The sequence below is a fragment of the Acidovorax sp. SUPP950 genome (assembly GCF_030158935.1).
In the GTDB taxonomy this organism is placed as follows: domain Bacteria; phylum Pseudomonadota; class Gammaproteobacteria; order Burkholderiales; family Burkholderiaceae_C; genus Paracidovorax.
The window spans coordinates 727933-745842 of the sequence record NZ_BQXE01000001.1 but is presented as its reverse complement, the minus strand read 5'-3'; the positions used below and the strand labels follow the sequence as shown (position 1 = coordinate 745842).

Here is a 17910-nt window from a genome sequence, read left to right as displayed (position 1 = left end):
CTGTGGGGATGGGCTGGGCCCGTGGGGGCCCAGGCCGGGGGACCGTGGCGGCGGGGGATCCGGTGCGCCGCGGCCGATCGCTCAGTCGGCGATGTCGAAGGTCACGCCCTGCGCCAGGGGCAGGGCGGTGGAATAGTTGATGGTGTTGGTCGCGCGGCGCATGTAGGCCTTCCAGCTGTCCGACCCCGCCTCGCGGCCGCCGCCGGTCTCCTTCTCGCCGCCGAAGGCCCCGCCGATCTCGGCGCCGCTCGGGCCGATGTTCACGTTGGCAATGCCGCAGTCCGACCCCGCGGCCGACATGAACTGCTCGGCCTCGCGCACGTTCAGCGTGAAGATCGACGACGACAGGCCCGCGCCCACCGCGTTGTTCATGGCGATGGCCTCCTCCAGCGTGCCGTAGCGCACCACGTACAGGATGGGCGCGAAGGTTTCGTGCAGCGCTGGGCCTTCGTGCTTTGGCAGCTCCACCAGCGCCGGGCGCACGTAGTACGCCTCGCTGCCCGCGATGCCCTCCACCCGGTCGCCGCCGTGCACCGTGGCGCCCAGCGCGCGGCTTTGCGCCAGCGCCTTCTGCATGCCCTCGAAGGCCGGCCGGTCGATCAGCGGGCCCACCAGCGTGCCGGGCGTGCGCGGGTCGCCCACCTGCACGCTGGCATATACCTTGGCGAGCTGGGGCACCAGCTGGTCGTAGATGCTCTCGTGCACGAACAGCCGGCGCAGCGTGGTGCAGCGCTGGCCCGCCGTGCCCATGGCCGCGAAGGCGATGCCGCGCAGCGCCAGGCCCAGGTCGGCCGTGGGCGCCACGATGGCCGCGTTGTTGCCGCCCAGCTCCAGGATGCCGCGCGCAAAGCGGGCCGCCAGGCGCGGGCCCACGGCCCGGCCCATGGCGGTGGAGCCCGTGGCCGACAGCACCGGCACGCGCGCGTCATCCACCAGCACTTCGCCCAGGTCGCGCTGGCCGATGATCAGCTCCAGCAGGCCGGCGGGCGCATCGGCGCCGAAGCGGGCGATGGCGCGCTGCGCGATCGCGTGCGTGGCCAGCGCCGTGAGCGGGGTTTTTTCCGACGGCTTCCACACCACCGGATCGCCGCACACCAGCGCCAGCGCGGCATTCCAGGACCACACCGCCACGGGAAAATTGAACGCCGAGATCACGCCGCACACGCCCAGCGGGTGCCAGGTTTCCATCATGCGGTGGCCGGTGCGCTCGGTGGCGATCGTCAGGCCGTACAACTGGCGCGACAGGCCCACGGCGAAGTCGCAGATGTCGATCATCTCCTGCACCTCGCCCAGCCCCTCGGACGGCACCTTGCCCGCCTCGATGGTCACCAGCAGGCCCAGGTCGGCCTTGGCCGCGCGCAGCTCTTCGCCCAGCAGTCGCACCAGCTCGCCCCGACGGGGCGCCGGCACATTGCGCCAGGCCTGGAAGGCCGCATGCGCCCGCCCGATGGCCGCGGTGGCCTCGGCCGCGCTGTGCTGCGGCACCGCACCGATCGCCTCGCCCGTGATGGGCGAGCGCACCGGCAGGCTGCTGCCCGTGTAGGCCGAGCGCGGCACGCCCAGGCGTTTCAGCAATTGATCCACCTCCGCCGAGACGGCAGAGGCGGGCGTGGCGGGTGAGGAAGGGTTGGCGACGTTGGCAGACATGGCGGTGGTGCTCGCAGTCAAAAAACAAGAACGGTAAAACGCGACGAGGAAAAGAAGCAAGAAAGCGTGCGCCAATATCCCCCAATCGCGCCCGCCTGCATAGCAAAATAACGGAACGACTTGATGTCAAAATGGAATCAAGTCACGGGTTGGTAAAAACCCTTGCCCTAGTCGAATTTGCGCTGGCCGGCAATGCCTTGCGCAGAGTCATTCCCTTGGAGCATGACCTTGCTGCGCCGCGCCTTTCTCCCCTCCATGGCCGACCTGCTGGCCTTCGAAGCCGCCGCCCGCCACCACAGCGTGTCGCGCGCGGCCGAAGAACTGCACCTGACCCAGAGCGCCGTCTCGCGCCAGATCCGCCAGCTGGAGGCGCAACTGGGCACCGCCCTGTTCCACCGCGTGCGCCAGCGCGTGGTGCTCACCGACGCCGGCCGCGTCTACGCCGCCGATCTGCAGGGCTTGCTGCAGCAGCTGTCTGCCATCACGCAAAAAGCCATGGCCTTCAGCAGCACCGACGGCCTGCTCAACCTGGCCGTGCTGCCCACCCTGGGCACCCGCTGGCTCATCCCGCGCCTGGGCGGTTTCATGGCGCTGCACCCGGAGGTGACGGTCAATTTTGTGGCGCGCTCCGAGCCCTTCGACTTTGCCGGCACCCCGTTCGACGCCGCCATCCACTTCGGCACGCCCCACTGGGCCGGGGCGGTGTGCGAATACCTCATGCACGAAGAAGTGGTGCCGGTGTGCAGCCCGGGCTACCAAAGCCAGCACGGCATCCGCACCCCGCAAGACTTGGCGCGCGTGGTGCTGCTGCAGCAGAGCACGCGGCCCACGCAGTGGTCGGAATGGTTCGAATTGGTGGGCGAGCCGACCAGCCTGGCGCTGCGCGGGCCACGGCACGAGCAGTTCGCCATGATTGCGCAGGCGGCGGTGTCGGGGCTGGGAGCGGCGCTGCTGCCGCGGTTCTTGATCGAGCCGGAGCTGGCGGCGGGGAGCCTGGTGGAGCTGTCGGATACCGTGCTGACCAGCGGCGATGCGTATTACCTGGTGTATCCGGAGGCGCGGGCGGAGGCGCCGTTGGTGAAGGCGTTCAGGGATTGGGTGGTGGGGGAGAGTGGGGGGTAGGTTTACAGGTTGGGCTCGGACGGTCGAATTTGAAGAATATCTGTTTCGTCACGGCGCACCCGTCGTTCACCACATCAGCTCTTAAGCGCTGGCTTGACTACTTGGACCGGTCAATCGGCGGGTTTTTGACCTTATCGACCCTGTTCTGGGTGCATAGCTTAATTACTTATTTTCCTGATTGAGCGAAGTGAGTCCCTCTATAACTCGCTTCGCTTCATCCTCATGATCTACGAACGACTTGATGGTGTTTGCGGGAACGAGCGTCAGAAGCACTGTCCAAAGTTGGAAAAGAGTCAAAGCTACTAGTACTCCGTAGGAAATGGCACGACACCATGCGACATCCAGCGGAAGTGGATACTTCTTAGCAATGGGCGCAATCACCCCGATCAATAGAACTGCTCCAAGAATAAGAGTCGAGTTCACCACCGGGCTAAAAAGCTGACCGACTCCAGTTTCAGACGGCCCTCCGTTGTTCTTAGGCTTAAACGATAACTTCAGGCGCTCGGGATAAATGATTGCCAGCCATGCTCCTATGACACCAAAGATGATGGCGGCGGTTGTGCGAAGCCCTTCAAATACCGGCCATTGCTCCGCAAAGGGCACGGTTCGTCCGAACCATCCCCCAGCTAGAACCGCCACGGCGGCAAAACTCCAGGCCAATACCCTTAACACGATTACCCTTCAATTCATTCGCCCAAGAAGCAGGGCTCGATGCCGGGCCAGTTCACGCAATAGGCTTTGTGGCCGAACCAACTCGGCGTTATCTCTTTCAACCTCAAGCTCGAAGGTTTCCCGAACGAATTCCTTTCCAAGCCAGTGAGTATTGTTGTCGCCGCGAAGGACGAAACCATAGTCAGAATCATCCTGATCTTCTTCGCGCCATTGTGAAATGATCTCTCGAACCTCATCTTCCTCAAGGCCATTTACCTCCACCTCATACTTGATTTTTGCGTCATGCTGTCTTGTTTGGTGAGCGGCTAGGTGAACACCTTCTAGTAGCTTTTGAAAGAAATTTTTCTCAGTCCTTATCGCAAGATCAAGCGTCGCTTTCCTCTCAAGTTTTCGGATAACCGCAGCGTTTGCGAGAATTTTTTCCAAAGGTCCAGGTTTCACAAAGACCTCTGTTTTGAATCGAGCGCTGTAGTGCGACAGAGCTGTTCTTTGGTCCGGGCGGTAACCAACAATGGCACGCTGCCCATCTTCGTCTGGCTCGCCAAGTACCGCGAAAGATGTGAATCGCTGTATGAAGCACCGCATGTACTTGTTCATCCCAGATACACCGGTGGTGGGATGCTGGAATCGGACGCTAGCCATTAGTCCCTCGTCTGGCAGAAACCAGAAGTACGTCGCGTGACCTGGAATGCGGCCTTCTTCTACTTCAGTCTCCGAAACGTCAGCATTTCCCACCGCTGCCTGACCATTTATAGAGGTAACGGTCCCTTCGGTGTTGTGGGACTCGTTCCACAGAGTCAGTAGCCAAGCGGTACCGTGGCGTGTTGCATCGACCAGATAGACAGGAAGGTGATTTCCGCCATCCGATGGGTCGAAGGTTTTTGTGTGAGCAAGCCGCTTATCTGCACCCCACCTATGCAGATCCCGAAGAATGTCATCCACACCCCCGAACTGCGGATGGTTGTGATTTCCTCTGGTGTAGTAACCGCATGATGCGACTTTGTACAACGACACCTTAACTTGCTCCATCAGCTTGGCCTCCGCTCCAATTGTGTTGTTCGGCATTACATCACGATGCAAAAATGGGCCATGAAAATGGCTTTTGATCCTAGTGCTCAGGCGGAATCCGCTCAGCCGAGACTCAGACCGCACCGGTCGGCGCAGTCAAGGCGTGGGAACAGTGATGGTTTTGAAAAGGAGTGGAGCGACGTGAAAACAGACCAGGGCGACCTCATCCTTGAAGCATTGCAGCAGCGGTTCCAGCAGAACACTCACAGGCACCCGGGTGTCGATTGGGCCCACGTCCATGCGCGTTTGCAAAGCAACCCCGAAAAGCTGAAGGCGCTCCACGCCATGGAGGCCACAGGAGGCGAACCCGATGTCATCGGAACAGCGGATGCCACTGGTGCCTGCGTTTTCTGCGACTGCGCCGCTGAAAGCCCCCAGGGTCGCAGAAGCCTCTGCTATGACGCAGCGGCATGGAATGCCCGCAAGCAGAACAAGCCAGAGAGCAACGCGGAGGACGTGGCCGCTGCCATGGGCATCTCGCTGCTGACGGAGGACCAATACCGGACGCTTCAGCATTTCGGGGAGTTCGACCGCAAAACGTCCAGTTGGGTCGCCACGCCGCCGGAAATCAGAAAACTAGGCGGCGCGCTGTTTTGCGACAGGCGTTACGGCAGGGTCTTCGTGTACCACAACGGGGCCGAGTCTTACTACGCTGCCCGAGGGTTCAGGGGCTCGGTGAGCGTGTGAGGCAGCCTTTGGGTTGTTGCGCAGCGCTAGGAACCCGGACCTGCTGCAGGCGTCGCTATCGTGGCGTGCATCGTTGCCTGCGATTGGACTGAACGATGGAAATTTCGGAGGGCCATGTGACCCGTCTGCGCAAATGGGATAGCAAGGCAATGCCTCGCCCAACCGATGAAGACATGAAGCGCTTGTCAGCCATGGTCCAGCGCGGGGAGCTGTATCCGGCACTCAATCACACCAAATGGGCGGAGCTGCGTGCCGAGATGCTCGCGGCACCGGTCGAGCAGCATCCCCAGTTCCGGGGCCGCAGCGTTTTCGCGCCACCGGGGTCCTGTACCGGATGGGATGGTGAGTTCTACTACCACCTCCATCCGGTCGCGGAGTGGGAGTGGATCGAGCTTCAAGCGGCCTCGGCACAGTGGCTGCAAGGGGTCCTCAAGCGCCACCGCATTCCCTATTCCGTGGAAGCGGGAGTCGTTCGGGTGTGGGGCTATACCCGGCCTGGGCCGCAGCCAGATTGGCGTGAGAGGGGCGGCGGTCCATCACCGGAGTCGAGCGCTGTCTGACGGGTGGACGGGAAAGGCCCTGGCCGCGCCGTTGAACACATTGGCGGCAAAGATCGCTCGCCCGGCTCAATGGTCCCGCATCATCAAATCCACTGACTTGCCCAGCTGCGCGAACATGAAGTTCGGTGCGATGCGCGATGCGATCTTCAAGACGTTGCTCAACCCCGGCCGAATCTCGAGCCTGTCTTTCCGCAGCCCGGCCAAGGCATGCTTCACCAGGGTTTCGACCGGCATCGGGGTGACGCCGCCCACATCTTCCTTCGTGAAATCGCCCGAGAACAGCGAGGTATCCGTGCCCGGTGGCGCCAGCTCGAAGACCTGCACGCGGGTGCGTTTGAGCTGCAGTCGCAGCGACCGTGTATAGGCATGCAGGCCCGCCTTGGTCACGCAGTAGATTGGCGCGATGGCCATGGGCACGAAGGCCAGCCCCGAAGACACGTTGACGATCGCCGCGCGCGGCTGTTTTTTCAGGTGGGGCAGGAACATCTGGTTGACCCAGAGGGTGCCTTTCAGATTTGTTTCGACCTCCTGGGTCAGGCCTTGCAGATCGTCCGTGGGGCTCTGGAGATTGATCTTTCGCATGATGCCGGCGCAGTGGATGACGACGTTCAGTGCCGGAAACTCCTGGGGCAGCGTCTGGTGCATCGCGCGGATGGACACGGGATCGGCCACGTCGCAAACCCGGGTGTGGATGCCGGGGAGCGAACGGCTCACGGCCGCCAGCTTGGCGGGGTTGCGGCCGGTGACGATCACGGTGTTGCCGAGGTGCAGAAGCTGCTTCGCCAGTTCCAGCCCGATGCCGGACGAACCGCCGGTGATCAGGACGGTGTTGTTGCTGATGTCCATGGTGTGGCCTTGTTGCCTGACGGTTGAAGGTGGAGATTGACGGTTGTTGGATTCCGCACGCAGTCTTCCAGGCGCCGCTGGGGAAATCGATGGGGTTGAAAGAGGCCAGGCCGTGAGGGCCCGGCCTGCGATCCGTCAGTGCATGGTGATGACGAGCCGTCCGGTCACGTGGCCTTGGGCGCTGAGTTCATGCGCGTCGGCGATGCGGTCCAGCGGAAAGGTCTGTTCGACCGGCAAGGTGAATGCGCCGGCGTTGAACAGCGATGCCGCACCCGCCAGCGCCTTGCTGGCCAGGGCCGCGTCCATGGGTTCGAACGAGGTTTTGGCGCTGTGTTGCGGGGCCGACAGGTCGGAGATCGACAGCACTTTCGATGCGTTGCCGGTGATCGCCACCAGTTCCGGAATGACGCCAGAGCCGGCAATGTCGAGTGCGGCTTGCACGCCGTGCGGCGCCAGGGCGGCCACGCGATCGGCCAGCCCGGGCCCGTAGGTCGTCGGGGTGGCGCCCAGCGAGCGCAGGTAGTCGTGCTTGGCGGCGCTGGCGGTGCCGATCGTGCGGATGCCGGCGGCTTTGGCCAGCTGGATCACGGCCGATCCCACGCCCCCGGCGGCGCCGCTGACCAGGAGCGTCTCGCCCGGCTTCACACCCACTTCGGCAATGATGCGCGCGGCCGTTTCGACCGCGACCGGGTAGCCTGCGGCTTCTTCGAAAGACAGCCCCTGGGGCTTCGCGGCCCATTCCTGCAGGACGGCGTATTCGGCCATCGTGTCGATGCCCTTGCCGAAGACCGCATCGCCCACGGCCACGCCGGACACGCCTTCGCCCACGGCATCGACGATGCCTGCCGCGTCGAACCCGCTGCCGGCGGGCATGGCGATGGGCATCATCGCGTGCATGTAGCCGGCCCGCAGTTTCCAGTCGATCGGGTTGACGCCTGCGGCTTTGACCGCGATGCGCACCTGGCCGGGGCCGGGCGCGGGCTTCGCGATGTCTTCGATGGCCAGAACCTCTGGGCCACCGTATTGGTGAAACCGTACTGCTTTCATGGGGGCATTCCTTGCTGATGGGGTGAAGGGAGCGGGCAGTGAAGCGGGCCGGTTGGCGGCCACTGCTTGCCCACGCCGTGATTGTTCAGTGGCTCATGAATGGTGCATAGTCCGAGAAATCTGGACATGGCGTCTCGTCAATGGAACAAAGCATGGACATCACGGCACTGGCCGATTTCAACCGGGTGGCGACCCACGGCGGGTTTGGCAGCGCCAGCCGCGCCAGCGGCGTGCCGAAGGCCACACTGTCCCGCCGGGTGCGGGCGCTGGAGGACGCCCTGGGCGTGCGCCTCGTCGAGCGGGGCACCCGCAAATTGCAGTTGACGCCGGAGGGCGCCCTCTTGCATTCGCGCACGGCCGATCCTTTCGGCGAGATCACGCAGGTGGTCGATGAGCTGAAGTCCGGCATTGGCCGGCCGCGCGGCGTGCTGCGCGTCAGCACACCGTTGCTGCTGGTCGCGCCGCCGGACTGGCCCCTGCCGCCAGCGAATGCCGCAGCACCCGGTGGCGGCATCGAACTCCCGGCGGTCATGCGCACGGGCCGCACCGTGGCGGGGGCCTGGACGGTGGTCGACCCGGCCGGCAGCGTGCGCACCTACCTGCCCAAGCCCCTGTTGCGCTACTCGACCCCGCTGCTCATCCGCAACGCGGTGCTCGCGGGCGCAGGCCCGGCCCTGGTGCCCCGGACCGCCGTGGCGCCGGACCTGGCCGCCGGGCGCATCGTCGAATGGGGCGTGGTGCAGGGGGCCCAGCCCGAAGGCTGGGTGCTGCACGCATCACGCCGGCTCGTGAGCCCCAAGGTCACCGCCTTCGTGGATTTCCTCTGCGATCATTTCGCCTGAGGTGGGCATGCGCGAAAGCGCGCAAGGCCATCGGGCGCGGAAGCTAAAAATCGTTGGCGCTGCGGCTGGATGGCCGCGCCGTCGGCCCGGAGGGCGCGACGGCAGAGGCTGCGGCCTGCAACGCCTCCAGCGCATCCTGCCGCCACCACTCGGCGGCGGCGTAAAAGCCCTCCCACACGCAGCCGTTGCAGCCGCGGCCGCAGCAGGTGGTGGGTTCGGCCGGGGGCGGGCGCAGCGCGACGGCCCGCGCCGCAGCGCGCTCGATCAAGGTGGCGAACATCGCTCGCGCCCCGGGCAGGTCGACCGCGGGGGCGGGCACCGCAGCGATCGGGAACGGGGCGGCCGGCCCGCGGGCGGCGGCTTCCTGCGTCAAGTCGCTGCTCCCCCTCAGTAGCGCCGGCGGCCCCCATAGCGGCGCATGGCGTAGCGCACGAGGAACGCGCCGCCCAGCACTAGGGCGAACCAGCCCACCAGGGAGGCCTGCCGCATCATGTCCGCCACGCTGGACGACCGCGCCACGTAGGGTGCCAGCAGCACGATGAGGCCGATGAGCGCGCAGGTCACGCCCTTGAACAGCAACTCCTTGTCGTGCTTCTGATCGGGGCGGTGAACGGGGGGTGGGGGAAGGGGCATGTAGGCCAGTGCGGAAGGTGAAGACAGGGCCGATTATCCTTGTCGCCCTCGAACCCCCTCAAAAAAGCGAAAGACTCTCCATGGCCATCCAGTGGTTTCCCGGTCACATGCACCTCACGCGCAAGGCGATCGGCGAGCGCATCAAGGACATCGACGTGGTGATCGAACTGCTGGATGCGCGCCTGCCCGGCTCCAGCAGCAACCCGTTGCTGGCCGAGCTGACCGGGCACAAGCCGGCGGTCAAGGTGCTCAACAAGCAGGATGTGGCCGACCCCGCGCGCACGCCGCTGTGGCTCGACTGGTACAACGCCCGGTCGGAGACGCGCGCCATCGCGCTCGATGCCTCCGAGCCCGCGCCGGCGCGGCGCCTCATCGACGCCTGTCACCAACTGGCACCGCAGCGCGGCGGCATGGCCAAGCCAATGCGGGTGCTGATCTGCGGCATTCCCAACGTGGGCAAGTCCACGCTCATCAACACGCTCAGCCAGAAAAGCCAGGCCAAGACGGGCGACGAGGCCGGCATCACCAAGCTGGAGCAGCGCATCACGCTGGCCGACGACTTCTACCTGTGGGACACGCCCGGCATGCTGTGGCCGCGCATCACCGTGCCCGAAAGCGGCTTCAAGCTGGCCGCCAGCGGCGCCATCGGCCGCAATGCCTACGACGAGGAGGAGGTGGCGCTGGAACTGATCGGCTATCTCAAGCAGCACTACGTGCCGCTGATGGAGGCGCGCTACAAGCTGGGCCTGCCCGCGGGCGCGGTGGGCAACCTGCAGGACGAAGAGATCCTGGAGGCCGTGGCCCGCAAGCGCGGCGCCATCATGGCGGGCGGCCGCGTCAACCTGCAAAAGGCGGCCGAGCTGGTGATGACGGACTTCCGCACCGCCATCCTGGGCCGCATCACGTTGGAGACGCCCGAGGAGTTCGAGGTCTGGCAGGCCGAGGGCGCCCGGCAGGAAGCCTTGCGCGCCGCCAAGAAGGAAGCCCGGGGCCGCAAGCGCGGCAGCCGGGGCGGCGACGATGGCAATGGCCAGGGCGATTCGCAGGCGCCGGAGAGCGATGGCGATGGGGGCGGGGACGGCGGCGGGGATTGACGCCCAGGCCTGCCGGTTTTGAGTCAAAACGGGCCCATGCCCTAGTATCGATTGCCTGTGTTGCTATTAAATCTATAGCAAATCACGGGGCGTTACCGCTTTGCGCCGTACCCCCGTGCGCCGCATGCAGGCGCTGCTCCAGCACCGTGAACCAGCGCAGCAGGCGGGCCGCGTGGTCCACGGCGTGGCGCGGGAGCGGGTGGCGCGGATCGGACTGCCGCTGGGCGCAGGTGATGCGCACCACCGGCGGCGCGCCGGGGGCGGCGGCCTCGATCTCCAGCTGGTAGGCGGCGTGTGCGTCGTCGGGCGCGTCGCCCGGCGCCTCGGTGCCGTTGCGCCAGCTCAGCTTGAGGGCCAGGCCCCAGGGCTCGCCCTGGTGCATGCAGGGCTGGCGCACGCCGACCCACACGTCGCCCTCCCACCAGCCGTTGCGCTCGCTGCCCCACCAGTCGTTGTATTGCTCGGTGAACACGGGCAACCGCGCCAGTGCCTCGATGCGCGCGGGGGACAACGCCGCCTCCAGCCGCCGCCACACGGGGTGGCCGGCGCGTGACTGGGCCGTTGCCCGGCGGGCATGGTCGAGCACGCCGTGCCATGCGTGCAGGCAGGCCTGCAGCGCGGCGGGGTCCCCATCCTCGGCCAGCGGTTCCCAGGGGCCGGGCACGCCTGCGGCATAGCGCCGGTGCATGACGGCCAGGCCGTCGCTGCGGGGCGGTGGCGGCGCGCGCAGGCGGGCGGTCAGCCGCTGCCACCAGCCCTGGCGTGCGGTGCCATCGTCGATGGACAGGTGAAAGTCCCAGGTCTTCCACACGGTCATGAACAGGCCGTCGCCGTAGGTGTCGCCCTCGTCGTCCACATGCTGGCGGCACAGCAGGAAGTCGGTCTGGCCGAACCAGCCGGTGGCTTTCTTGTGGGCGGCATCGAGCAGGCGGGAGCGCAGTAGCTGGCGCAGGTGGTTGGCGTGCATGGCGCCGCCCGGGCACAGCGCGGTGTCGCTCGCCAGGTCGGCGGCGATGGCGTCGGGGCTGCGCAGCACGGGCCGGCCGGCTTGCAGCGCGGCCCGCACGGCGGCGCGGTCGGGCAGGGCGCCCAGGCGGCCGTCCTCGCCCACGGCCAGGCCGTGCAGGCACGCCGGATCGAAGACGGCGGCCAGCGGCTCCGCAGAGAATGCCGCCAGGTCGTGGCCGCCGAACGGGGCGCCGAAGGGGTAGGCCACCCGGTCCTCGCCGCCCGTGCGCAGGCCATAGCCGCCGGTGAACAGCGCCACCTGTGCGCCGAGCGAGCCGCCGACGTCCAGGCCGGGCCGTGTCGCCCCCGCCTCGGCCGGATCGGCACCGCCGCCCCACAGCAGCCCGTCCACCTGCAGGTCGCCGGTGATGACCACCGGCAGGTTTTCCAACACCGCATGCCCCCAGTGCGCATCACCGCACACCACCAAGGCCGGGGCGGCCATGCCCGGTGCGGGGGCGGTGACGGCGCCCGCCACGTGCAGGTCGCCGTGCACCAGCAGCAGCGCGGGCGCGGGGGCGCCGGCAGGCAGGGCAAAGGCATCCGCCCACGTGCCGGGCGGCCAGGGCGCTGTCCCATCCCAGGCCAGTTCGGGCAGCGACAGAGGGCCCTCCACGCAGCACACCCGGCTGGCGTCCGCGAGCGGCGGGGCCGTGCCGCGCGCCCTGGCCAATGCCTCGCGCCAGCCACCGGGCCAGCGCGCATGCGCTTGCGCGAGTGGGAGCCACGTGATGGAGGGCGGGGTCATGGACAGGGGGGTGGGTTGCGCGGACCGCTCCCAAAGGCGCGGGCCGGTGCCGGCGATCGTACAAGAGCCCCATTCCGGTGTCCGGCATGGCGTGACGGGGACCGCGCCGGGCCCTGCAAAGGCCGCGCGGTGCGGCTACGATGGCCGGCTTCCCCACCACCTTCACCCCGGACGGGCCGCCGCAGCCGATGGCGCCCTCCGCCGCACCGCGATGACCCTCACCCCGCCCCTGTTCGAAGTCCTGCCCCGCGACCTGTCCGCCTACCGCGAGGGCAACACCGGCATCCCCTACGTGCACCGTTTCGCCTCGGGCCAGCCCGGGCCGCACGTGCTCATCAATGCGCTCACGCATGGCAACGAGATCTGCGGCATGGTGGCCGCCACGCACCTGCTGGACAGCGGCGTGCGCCCGTTGAAGGGCACGCTCACCATCAGCTTCGCCAACGTGCAGGCCTACGAATCGTTCGACGAAAGCCGGCCGTTCGACAGCCGCCAGATCGACCACAACCTCAACCGCGTGTGGTCGGCCGCCGAGCTGGACGGCAGCCTGGACAGCATCGAGATGCGCCGCGCGCGCGAGCTGCGCCCCGTGGTGGCCGCGGCCGACCACGTGCTGGACATCCACTCCACCAGCCAGGACGTGGAGCCGTTCTGGGTGTACCCCGCCTATTCGCGCAATACCGAAGTGGCCTGCGCCATCGGCCGGCCGGGCGTGCACCTGCTCATGCCCAGCGGGCTGGGGTCGGGCACGCCGCTGATCCAGCATGGTCGCCTGGGCGAGGCGGGCGGCGCGGGCACCGGGCTGGTGGTCGAGTGCGGGCAGCACTTCCTGCACTCCGCGGGCGAGGTGGCCACCACGGCGGCGCTGGATTTTCTGGGGTACTTCGGGCTGATCGAACGCGAGCGCCCTGCGCCCGGTCCGCAGCGCCGCTACGAGCTGCTCCAAACCTGCATGGTGACGACGCCGGAGTTCCGCTTCACGCGGCCGCTGGTGGGGTTCGAGGTGTTTGCCGAGGGCGAGCTGATCGCCACCGACGGCGCGCAGGAGATCCGCGCGCTGTGCGACGGCTGCACGGTGATGATGCCCACGCGCGCGCCCATCGTGGGCCGCGAGGCGGTGTACCTCACCCGCCCCGTGCCCTGAGTCTGAAGTTGAGAATGGCGTGCAGCGGCGGCGGGGGCGGCCGCCGCTGCAGCGGTTGGGTCATGAAATGGCGGGGGAGGTCAGGCGCTGGCCGGGGCCACGTGGTCTTCCTGCTCCGCCTGGCCGCCCTTGGGCAGGATCTTGCCGTCCTGCACGTAGAGCTCGTACTGGTCGCGCGGCATGGCGGCCAGGCCGGCGGCGTCGTTGTCCGCCGTCCAGCTCAGTGTCACGCTGTCGGGGGCGTGGGCGAGTTCGACCGGGCCCTCGGGAATGGCGATCGGCATGCCGTCGCCTTCGCGGTACGTGACTTCTCCGCGGATGGTGGCGTGTTGCTTCATGGGATGGTCCTCCTCGGGGTTGCGGGGGCTGCACGGAACCCGCGCAGCTGAAACCCATTACATGGCAGGCGCCAGGGCCGGCGTGTCGGACCCGTTCCCGAATTGCTGCGGTGCAAGAATCGCCGCCCGAAGGCGTCAGGCCGGTGGCGCGGCCGAAGCCGTCGCACCCCGCGCCAGCCGGGCGTCGTGCACCATCGCCAGGGCGTTGAGCCCCGCCACCCCCACGCCGGCCAGGCACGCGGCGCTCCACCCGCCGCGCTGCCAGGCGGCGGAGCCGAGCGCCGAGCCCAGCGCCGCCCCGGTGAAGTAGGTGGTCATGTAGACCGCGTTCAGGCGCGAACGGGCCTCGGGGGCCAACTGGTAGATCACGTTCTGGTTGCTGATGTGCACGCCCTGCAGCGCCAGGTCGATCGCCAGCATGCCCACCAGGAACCACACGATGGACGTGCCCCCCAGCCACAGCGCCGCCCAGCTGGCCAGCACCAGCAGCACCGACACGCGGGTGGTGAGCTGCTCGCGCCCCTGGTCCGCCAGTCGGCCGGCCACGTTGGCCATCAGCGCCCCGGCCACTCCCGCCAGCCCGACCAGCCCGATCTGCGCATCGTCCAGGCGGTGGGCGGGGCCGGCCAGCATCAGGGCCATGGTGGAGAACAGCACGCTCACCGAGGCGAACGACAGCCCGCCCAGCAGCGCCCGGCTGCGCAGCCGTGGGTGCCGCCGCGCGAGCGTGCCCAGCGAGCGCAGCACCTGCCCGTAGCTCGGCGGGTGGGGGTTGCGCAGCGTGGGCAGGGCGAACCACAGCGCCGCGGCCACCACCAGCATGGCCACACCGCCCACGCGGTAGACCAGGTTCCAGCCGCCCAGGCCCGACAGCAGGCCGGCCACGCTGCGCGCGGCCAGGATGCCGGTGAGCAGCCCGCTCATCACCAGGCCCACGGCCTGCCCGCTGCGCCCGGGCGCGGCCAGCGCGGCCGCCATGGGCACCAGCACCTGGGCGGCCACCGAGAACAGCCCGGTCATGAGCGTGCCCAGCGCCAGCAGCGCGAAGCGGTCGGCAAACCCGCTCAGGAACAGCCCCGCCGCCGCCAGCACCATGAGCGTGGCGATCAGCCGCCGCCGCTCCAGCTTGTCGCCCAGCGGCACCAGTAGCAGCAAGCCGACCGCGTAGGCCACCTGCGCGAAGGTGACTGTCAGCGCGGCCGTGCCTTCGGACACCTGCAGGTGTACGGCGATGGAGTGCAGCAGCGGCTGGTTGAAATAGTTGGCGCCCGCGCACAGGCCGCAGGCCACCGCCATCAGCAGCAGCACGGGGGTGGACAGGCCCGCCGAGGTGTCAGGGCGGGAGGAGGATGGGGTGGCGGGCAGGGTACGGGGTGGCATGCGGTGCGGGATTCTCGGAGGCGGGCGCGAAGGTGATGGGATGGAGTGGCTGGAAGCGGCGGCCGGTCAGCCGGCAGGCACGTAGGCGAGGGCGTCGATCTCGAACAGCATGCCGTCGAGCGCCAGGCGCGGCACGGGGATCAGGGTGCAGGCGGGCGCCGGGGCGCCGGCCCACATCGCCATCAGGGCCTGGCCGAACGTCTGCAGCCGCTGCTCGCTGTGGTCCACGATGAGCACCGTGAGCTTGGCCACGTCCCGGGGCCGCGCGCCGGCCGCGGCGAGCGCGGTGCCGAGGTTGGCCAGGGCCTGGGCAACCTGCTGCGCGAAACCGTCGGCCAGCCGGCCCTGCGCATCTTCACCGCCCTGTCCGGCCACGTGCACCGTGCGCGCCGCGCCTTGCGCCACGGCCAGGTGCGAATAGCCATTGGGGCGCGGGTCGTACAGGCCGTCCGGGTTGAGGAAGGACAGGGCGAGCGGGGCGGCGCGCTGGCCGCCGGGTGGCAGAACGTACGCGGCCGCGGCCGGGCCGTGGGGCTGCAGCGCGGGGGCGGATGTGTTGGCGGCGGACGGAGCGGTTGGGGCAGGCGCGGTGGCGAGTGACATGTGGATGGTGGGGATGAAGTGGAAAGTGGGCAGTATCAAACCTAAACTAAACTTGAGGTCAACCCTGGGCGACTTTTCGACTTTTGCCGTCGCCGCTTCGCTCCCGACGCTTGCCATGCCACCAGCCCACTCTGCCCGTCCGCCCCGTGCCACGCCCCCACCGGCATCCCCCGCCGTGCCCGGCCCCACCCCCGAACTGACGGTCGGCGAAGTCGCCGCGCGCAGCGGGCTGGCGGTATCGGCGCTGCATTTCTACGAATCCAAGGGGCTCATCGCCAGCGTGCGCAGCGCGGGCAACCAGCGGCGCTATCCGCGATCGGTGCTGCGGCGCGTGGCGGTCATCAAGGTGGCCCAGCGCATGGGCGTGCCGCTGTCGGGCATTGCCGAAGCCTTGCAGGCGCTGCCGCAGGGGCGCACGCCGACGGCGGCGGACTGGCGGCGCATGTCCGCTTCGTGGAAGAGCGATCTGGAAGACCGCATCCGCATGCTGACGCAGCTGCGGGACCAGCTCGACGGCTGCATCGGCTGCGGGTGCCTGTCGCTCAAGGACTGCCCGCTGCGCAACGCGCAGGACCTGCTGGCCCAGGCCGGCCCGGGGCCGCATTTCGAGGCGGCCGCCGCCCCTGCGGCTGCCGTTGCGGCGGCCGCCGCACCCGGGGCACCCGCCATGCCGCAGTGGATCTGGCCCGCGCCCAAGAAGAAAAAACAGCGGCCTGCGCTGTGAAACCAGGGCAGGCCGCTGCGGGTGGGCCGGGCGGCAGGGCCCGGCTCCGGTGGGGCCGTGGCCCGTTGCCGTTACTTGTTCTTCAGTTTGCCGCGCGGCATCACCGCGGTGACGGGGGCCATGGGGCGGTCGGAACCGCTTCCTTCCTTGGGGGGCGAAGTGTCCTTCTTGGGTTTCTTCGCCATCTTGTTGCTGCGCTGTTCGCCTTTGGCCATGGAGTGCTCCGTTGCGGGTCGCCGGATGGGACCGTGGCGCGATGGTACACGCCGAAGGCCGCTACTTGGTGTCCGGGTGGCTGTCGCGTTCGGTCAGGCGCTGGACCAGCGGCACGGCGCTGAAGATCGCCAGCGCCAGCAGCGTGCTGAGCACCGCCGTGGCCTCCAGACCCAGGCCGGCCGCCACGCCGATGGCGGCGGTGAGCCAGATGCCCGCAGCCGTCGTCAGGCCCTTGACCTGGCTCTCTCCGTCGCCCTTGAGGATGGTGCCCGCGCCCAGGAAGCCCACGCCGGCCACGATGCCCTGCAGCACGCGGCTGTTGTCCCCCGCGCTGATGCCGGCCTGCTGCGCCACCAGCACGAACATCGCCGCGCCCATCGACACCAGCATGTGGGTGCGCACGCCGGCCGCCTTGCCCTTGTTCTCGCGCTCCCAGCCCAGCAGGCCGCCCAGCAGGCCCGCGATGCCCAGGCGCACCACGATGCGCGTGGCCTGGCCCAGGTCGGTGAGGTCGGAGAATTCGGCGGCCACGGTGGTGGCGATCTGGTCCCACCAGCCCATCATCGACGGGCCCCGTGCAGGAGGAGGGAAAGGGGGCGGGTCTGGGTCATCCGGAAATACCTCATGAAAAATGAAAGGGGGGGCGCGGCGCGCGTCACCGCCGACCAATGTCGGCGCCGAACCGCACCCCTTCCAGCGGCCATGGGCGACACATCAGGTAGGACGCGGCCGGTGGCACCGGGCGATCATCCGGCAGATCGCCAGGGCAGGGCGAGCACGCGCTGCTGCCAGTCGATCGCATCGCCGGCGGTGTCCGGACCCGTGGCGGCGGCTGAGGGGGTCGCCGCCCATGGGTCGGGCAACCCACTGTCCAGGGCCAGCCATTCGCCTGTGGCCGGGTGCGCCAGGCCCAGGTGCCAGGCGTGCAGCCACAGCCGCTGGCGGCCGAGGCGCTCGGCCCACCAGCGGTTGAGCGGGCCCTTGCCATGCGTGGCATCGCCCAGGATGGGGTGCGCCAGGTGCTTGAGGTGGCGGCGGATCTGGTGGCGCCGCCCGGTGGTGGGCAGGGCCTCCACCAGCGACGCTCGCGTGCCGGGAAAGCGCGGGTCGGCGGCCTCGGGCAGTTCCAGCCGGGCTAGGCAGCGCAGCGTGGTGTGGGCGTCCTGCACGGGGGCGTCGGGCGGGGCGTCGTCGGGGCGCAGGGCGTGGTCCACCTCGGCCGCATCGGGCATCCAGCCGCGCACCAGGGCGAGGTAGCGCTTGCGCACCGCGTGGTGCTCGAAGGCCTGCGACAGCGTGCGCGCCGCGGCCGGGTGCAGCGCCATCACCAGCACGCCGCAGGTGCCCTTGTCCAGCCGGTGCACCGGGTACACGTGCTGCCCGATCTGGTCGCGCAGCGCCTGCATGACGAAGCGGGTTTCGCCCGCGTCCAGCCCCGTGCGGTGCACGAGCCAGTCGGCGGGCTTGTACACGGCGACGAGGTGCTCGTCGCGCCAGAGAATGTGCAGGGGGGACATGCAGTGCGGAAAAA

At 68.3% G+C, this 17910-nt stretch carries 21 protein-coding genes; 7 read left to right on the top strand and 14 right to left on the bottom strand.

What is annotated here, in order from left to right; translation table 11 throughout:
* Positions 1–81: 81 nt before the first annotated feature.
* Complete coding sequence (gene amaB, locus AVME950_RS03610) at positions 82–1647, bottom strand: L-piperidine-6-carboxylate dehydrogenase (protein WP_284428791.1); 1566 nt, start codon at positions 1645–1647, stop codon at positions 82–84.
* Between the two features lie 222 nt (positions 1648–1869).
* Between amaB and AVME950_RS03605 the strand changes: the two genes are divergently transcribed.
* Positions 1870–2769 (top strand): LysR family transcriptional regulator, encoded by a 900-nt coding sequence (locus tag AVME950_RS03605; protein WP_284428790.1) that lies wholly within the window; start codon positions 1870–1872, stop codon positions 2767–2769.
* Between the two features lie 162 nt (positions 2770–2931).
* Here the strand turns inward: AVME950_RS03605 and AVME950_RS03600 are convergent, their stop codons facing one another.
* Together AVME950_RS03600 and AVME950_RS03595 are read right to left on the bottom strand one after the other, a co-directional pair.
* Complete coding sequence (locus AVME950_RS03600) at positions 2932–3441, bottom strand: hypothetical protein (protein ID WP_284428789.1); 510 nt, start codon at positions 3439–3441, stop codon at positions 2932–2934.
* A gap of 9 nt (positions 3442–3450) precedes the next feature.
* A complete protein-coding gene (locus AVME950_RS03595; RefSeq protein WP_284428788.1) occupies positions 3451–4506 on the bottom strand; it encodes a hypothetical protein in 1056 nt (351 codons plus the stop codon).
* Between the two features lie 144 nt (positions 4507–4650).
* Here AVME950_RS03595 and AVME950_RS03590 point away from each other — a divergent pair, with 144 nt between their 5' ends.
* Together AVME950_RS03590 and AVME950_RS03585 are read left to right on the top strand one after the other, a co-directional pair.
* Positions 4651–5196, top strand: a complete 546-nt coding sequence (locus AVME950_RS03590) for a DUF4256 domain-containing protein (protein WP_284428787.1) — start codon at positions 4651–4653, stop codon at positions 5194–5196.
* Between the two features lie 95 nt (positions 5197–5291).
* Positions 5292–5756, top strand: a complete 465-nt coding sequence (locus AVME950_RS03585) for a DUF6678 family protein (protein ID WP_284428786.1) — start codon at positions 5292–5294, stop codon at positions 5754–5756.
* Between the two features lie 66 nt (positions 5757–5822).
* Here AVME950_RS03585 and AVME950_RS03580 read toward each other — a convergent pair whose 3' ends face one another.
* Together AVME950_RS03580 and AVME950_RS03575 are read right to left on the bottom strand one after the other, a co-directional pair.
* On the bottom strand, positions 5823–6602 hold the full coding sequence (locus AVME950_RS03580; protein WP_284428785.1) for an SDR family oxidoreductase: 780 nt from the start codon (positions 6600–6602) through the stop codon (positions 5823–5825).
* A gap of 135 nt (positions 6603–6737) precedes the next feature.
* Positions 6738–7649, bottom strand: coding sequence for an NADP-dependent oxidoreductase (locus AVME950_RS03575; RefSeq protein ID WP_284428784.1), 912 nt, complete (start codon positions 7647–7649; stop codon positions 6738–6740).
* A gap of 152 nt (positions 7650–7801) precedes the next feature.
* Between AVME950_RS03575 and AVME950_RS03570 the strand changes: the two genes are divergently transcribed.
* Positions 7802–8491 (top strand): LysR family transcriptional regulator, encoded by a 690-nt coding sequence (locus AVME950_RS03570; protein ID WP_284428783.1) that lies wholly within the window; start codon positions 7802–7804, stop codon positions 8489–8491.
* A 43-nt stretch (positions 8492–8534) separates the two neighbouring features.
* On the opposite strand, the gene AVME950_RS03565 is transcribed toward AVME950_RS03570, so the two are convergent.
* Both AVME950_RS03565 and AVME950_RS03560 read right to left on the bottom strand, forming a co-directional pair.
* Entirely contained in the window at positions 8535–8864 is a 330-nt protein-coding gene (locus AVME950_RS03565) for an oxidoreductase-like domain-containing protein (protein ID WP_349817225.1), read from the bottom strand.
* Between the two features lie 14 nt (positions 8865–8878).
* A complete protein-coding gene (locus AVME950_RS03560; RefSeq protein ID WP_272564034.1) occupies positions 8879–9124 on the bottom strand; it encodes a hypothetical protein in 246 nt (81 codons plus the stop codon).
* Between the two features lie 80 nt (positions 9125–9204).
* Between AVME950_RS03560 and ylqF the strand changes: the two genes are divergently transcribed.
* The gene (ylqF, locus tag AVME950_RS03555; protein WP_284403458.1) at positions 9205–10218 is read left to right on the top strand and encodes a ribosome biogenesis GTPase YlqF; all 1014 of its coding nucleotides are present in this window, start codon (positions 9205–9207) and stop codon (positions 10216–10218) included.
* An 82-nt stretch (positions 10219–10300) separates the two neighbouring features.
* Here ylqF and AVME950_RS03550 read toward each other — a convergent pair whose 3' ends face one another.
* The gene (locus AVME950_RS03550; protein ID WP_284428782.1) at positions 10301–11974 is read right to left on the bottom strand and encodes a hypothetical protein; all 1674 of its coding nucleotides are present in this window, start codon (positions 11972–11974) and stop codon (positions 10301–10303) included.
* A gap of 211 nt (positions 11975–12185) precedes the next feature.
* Between AVME950_RS03550 and AVME950_RS03545 the strand changes: the two genes are divergently transcribed.
* Positions 12186–13118 (top strand): M14 family metallopeptidase, encoded by a 933-nt coding sequence (locus AVME950_RS03545; protein WP_284428781.1) that lies wholly within the window; start codon positions 12186–12188, stop codon positions 13116–13118.
* Between the two features lie 80 nt (positions 13119–13198).
* On the opposite strand, the gene AVME950_RS03540 is transcribed toward AVME950_RS03545, so the two are convergent.
* From AVME950_RS03540 to AVME950_RS03530, 3 genes are all read right to left on the bottom strand, one after another.
* Positions 13199–13456 carry a hypothetical protein gene (locus AVME950_RS03540; protein WP_272564030.1) on the bottom strand — a complete coding sequence of 86 codons (258 nt, stop codon included), beginning with the start codon at positions 13454–13456 and terminating at the stop codon, positions 13199–13201.
* Between the two features lie 135 nt (positions 13457–13591).
* Positions 13592–14836 carry an MFS transporter gene (locus tag AVME950_RS03535; protein WP_502869358.1) on the bottom strand — a complete coding sequence of 415 codons (1245 nt, stop codon included), beginning with the start codon at positions 14834–14836 and terminating at the stop codon, positions 13592–13594.
* Positions 14837–14902: 66 nt separating this feature from the next.
* Positions 14903–15439, bottom strand: a complete 537-nt coding sequence (locus AVME950_RS03530) for a RidA family protein (protein WP_284428780.1) — start codon at positions 15437–15439, stop codon at positions 14903–14905.
* A gap of 115 nt (positions 15440–15554) precedes the next feature.
* Here AVME950_RS03530 and soxR point away from each other — a divergent pair, with 115 nt between their 5' ends.
* A complete protein-coding gene (soxR, locus tag AVME950_RS03525; protein WP_284428779.1) occupies positions 15555–16163 on the top strand; it encodes a redox-sensitive transcriptional activator SoxR in 609 nt (202 codons plus the stop codon).
* 71 nt (positions 16164–16234) lie between these two features.
* Here the strand turns inward: soxR and AVME950_RS03520 are convergent, their stop codons facing one another.
* From AVME950_RS03520 to AVME950_RS03510, 3 genes are all read right to left on the bottom strand, one after another.
* Positions 16235–16378 (bottom strand): hypothetical protein, encoded by a 144-nt coding sequence (locus AVME950_RS03520; protein WP_284428778.1) that lies wholly within the window; start codon positions 16376–16378, stop codon positions 16235–16237.
* 61 nt (positions 16379–16439) lie between these two features.
* Entirely contained in the window at positions 16440–16943 is a 504-nt protein-coding gene (locus tag AVME950_RS03515; protein ID WP_284403469.1) for an MgtC/SapB family protein, read from the bottom strand.
* Positions 16944–17125: 182 nt separating this feature from the next.
* Positions 17126–17896, bottom strand: a complete 771-nt coding sequence (locus AVME950_RS03510; protein ID WP_284428777.1) for a pseudouridine synthase — start codon at positions 17894–17896, stop codon at positions 17126–17128.
* Positions 17897–17910 lie beyond the last annotated feature (14 nt).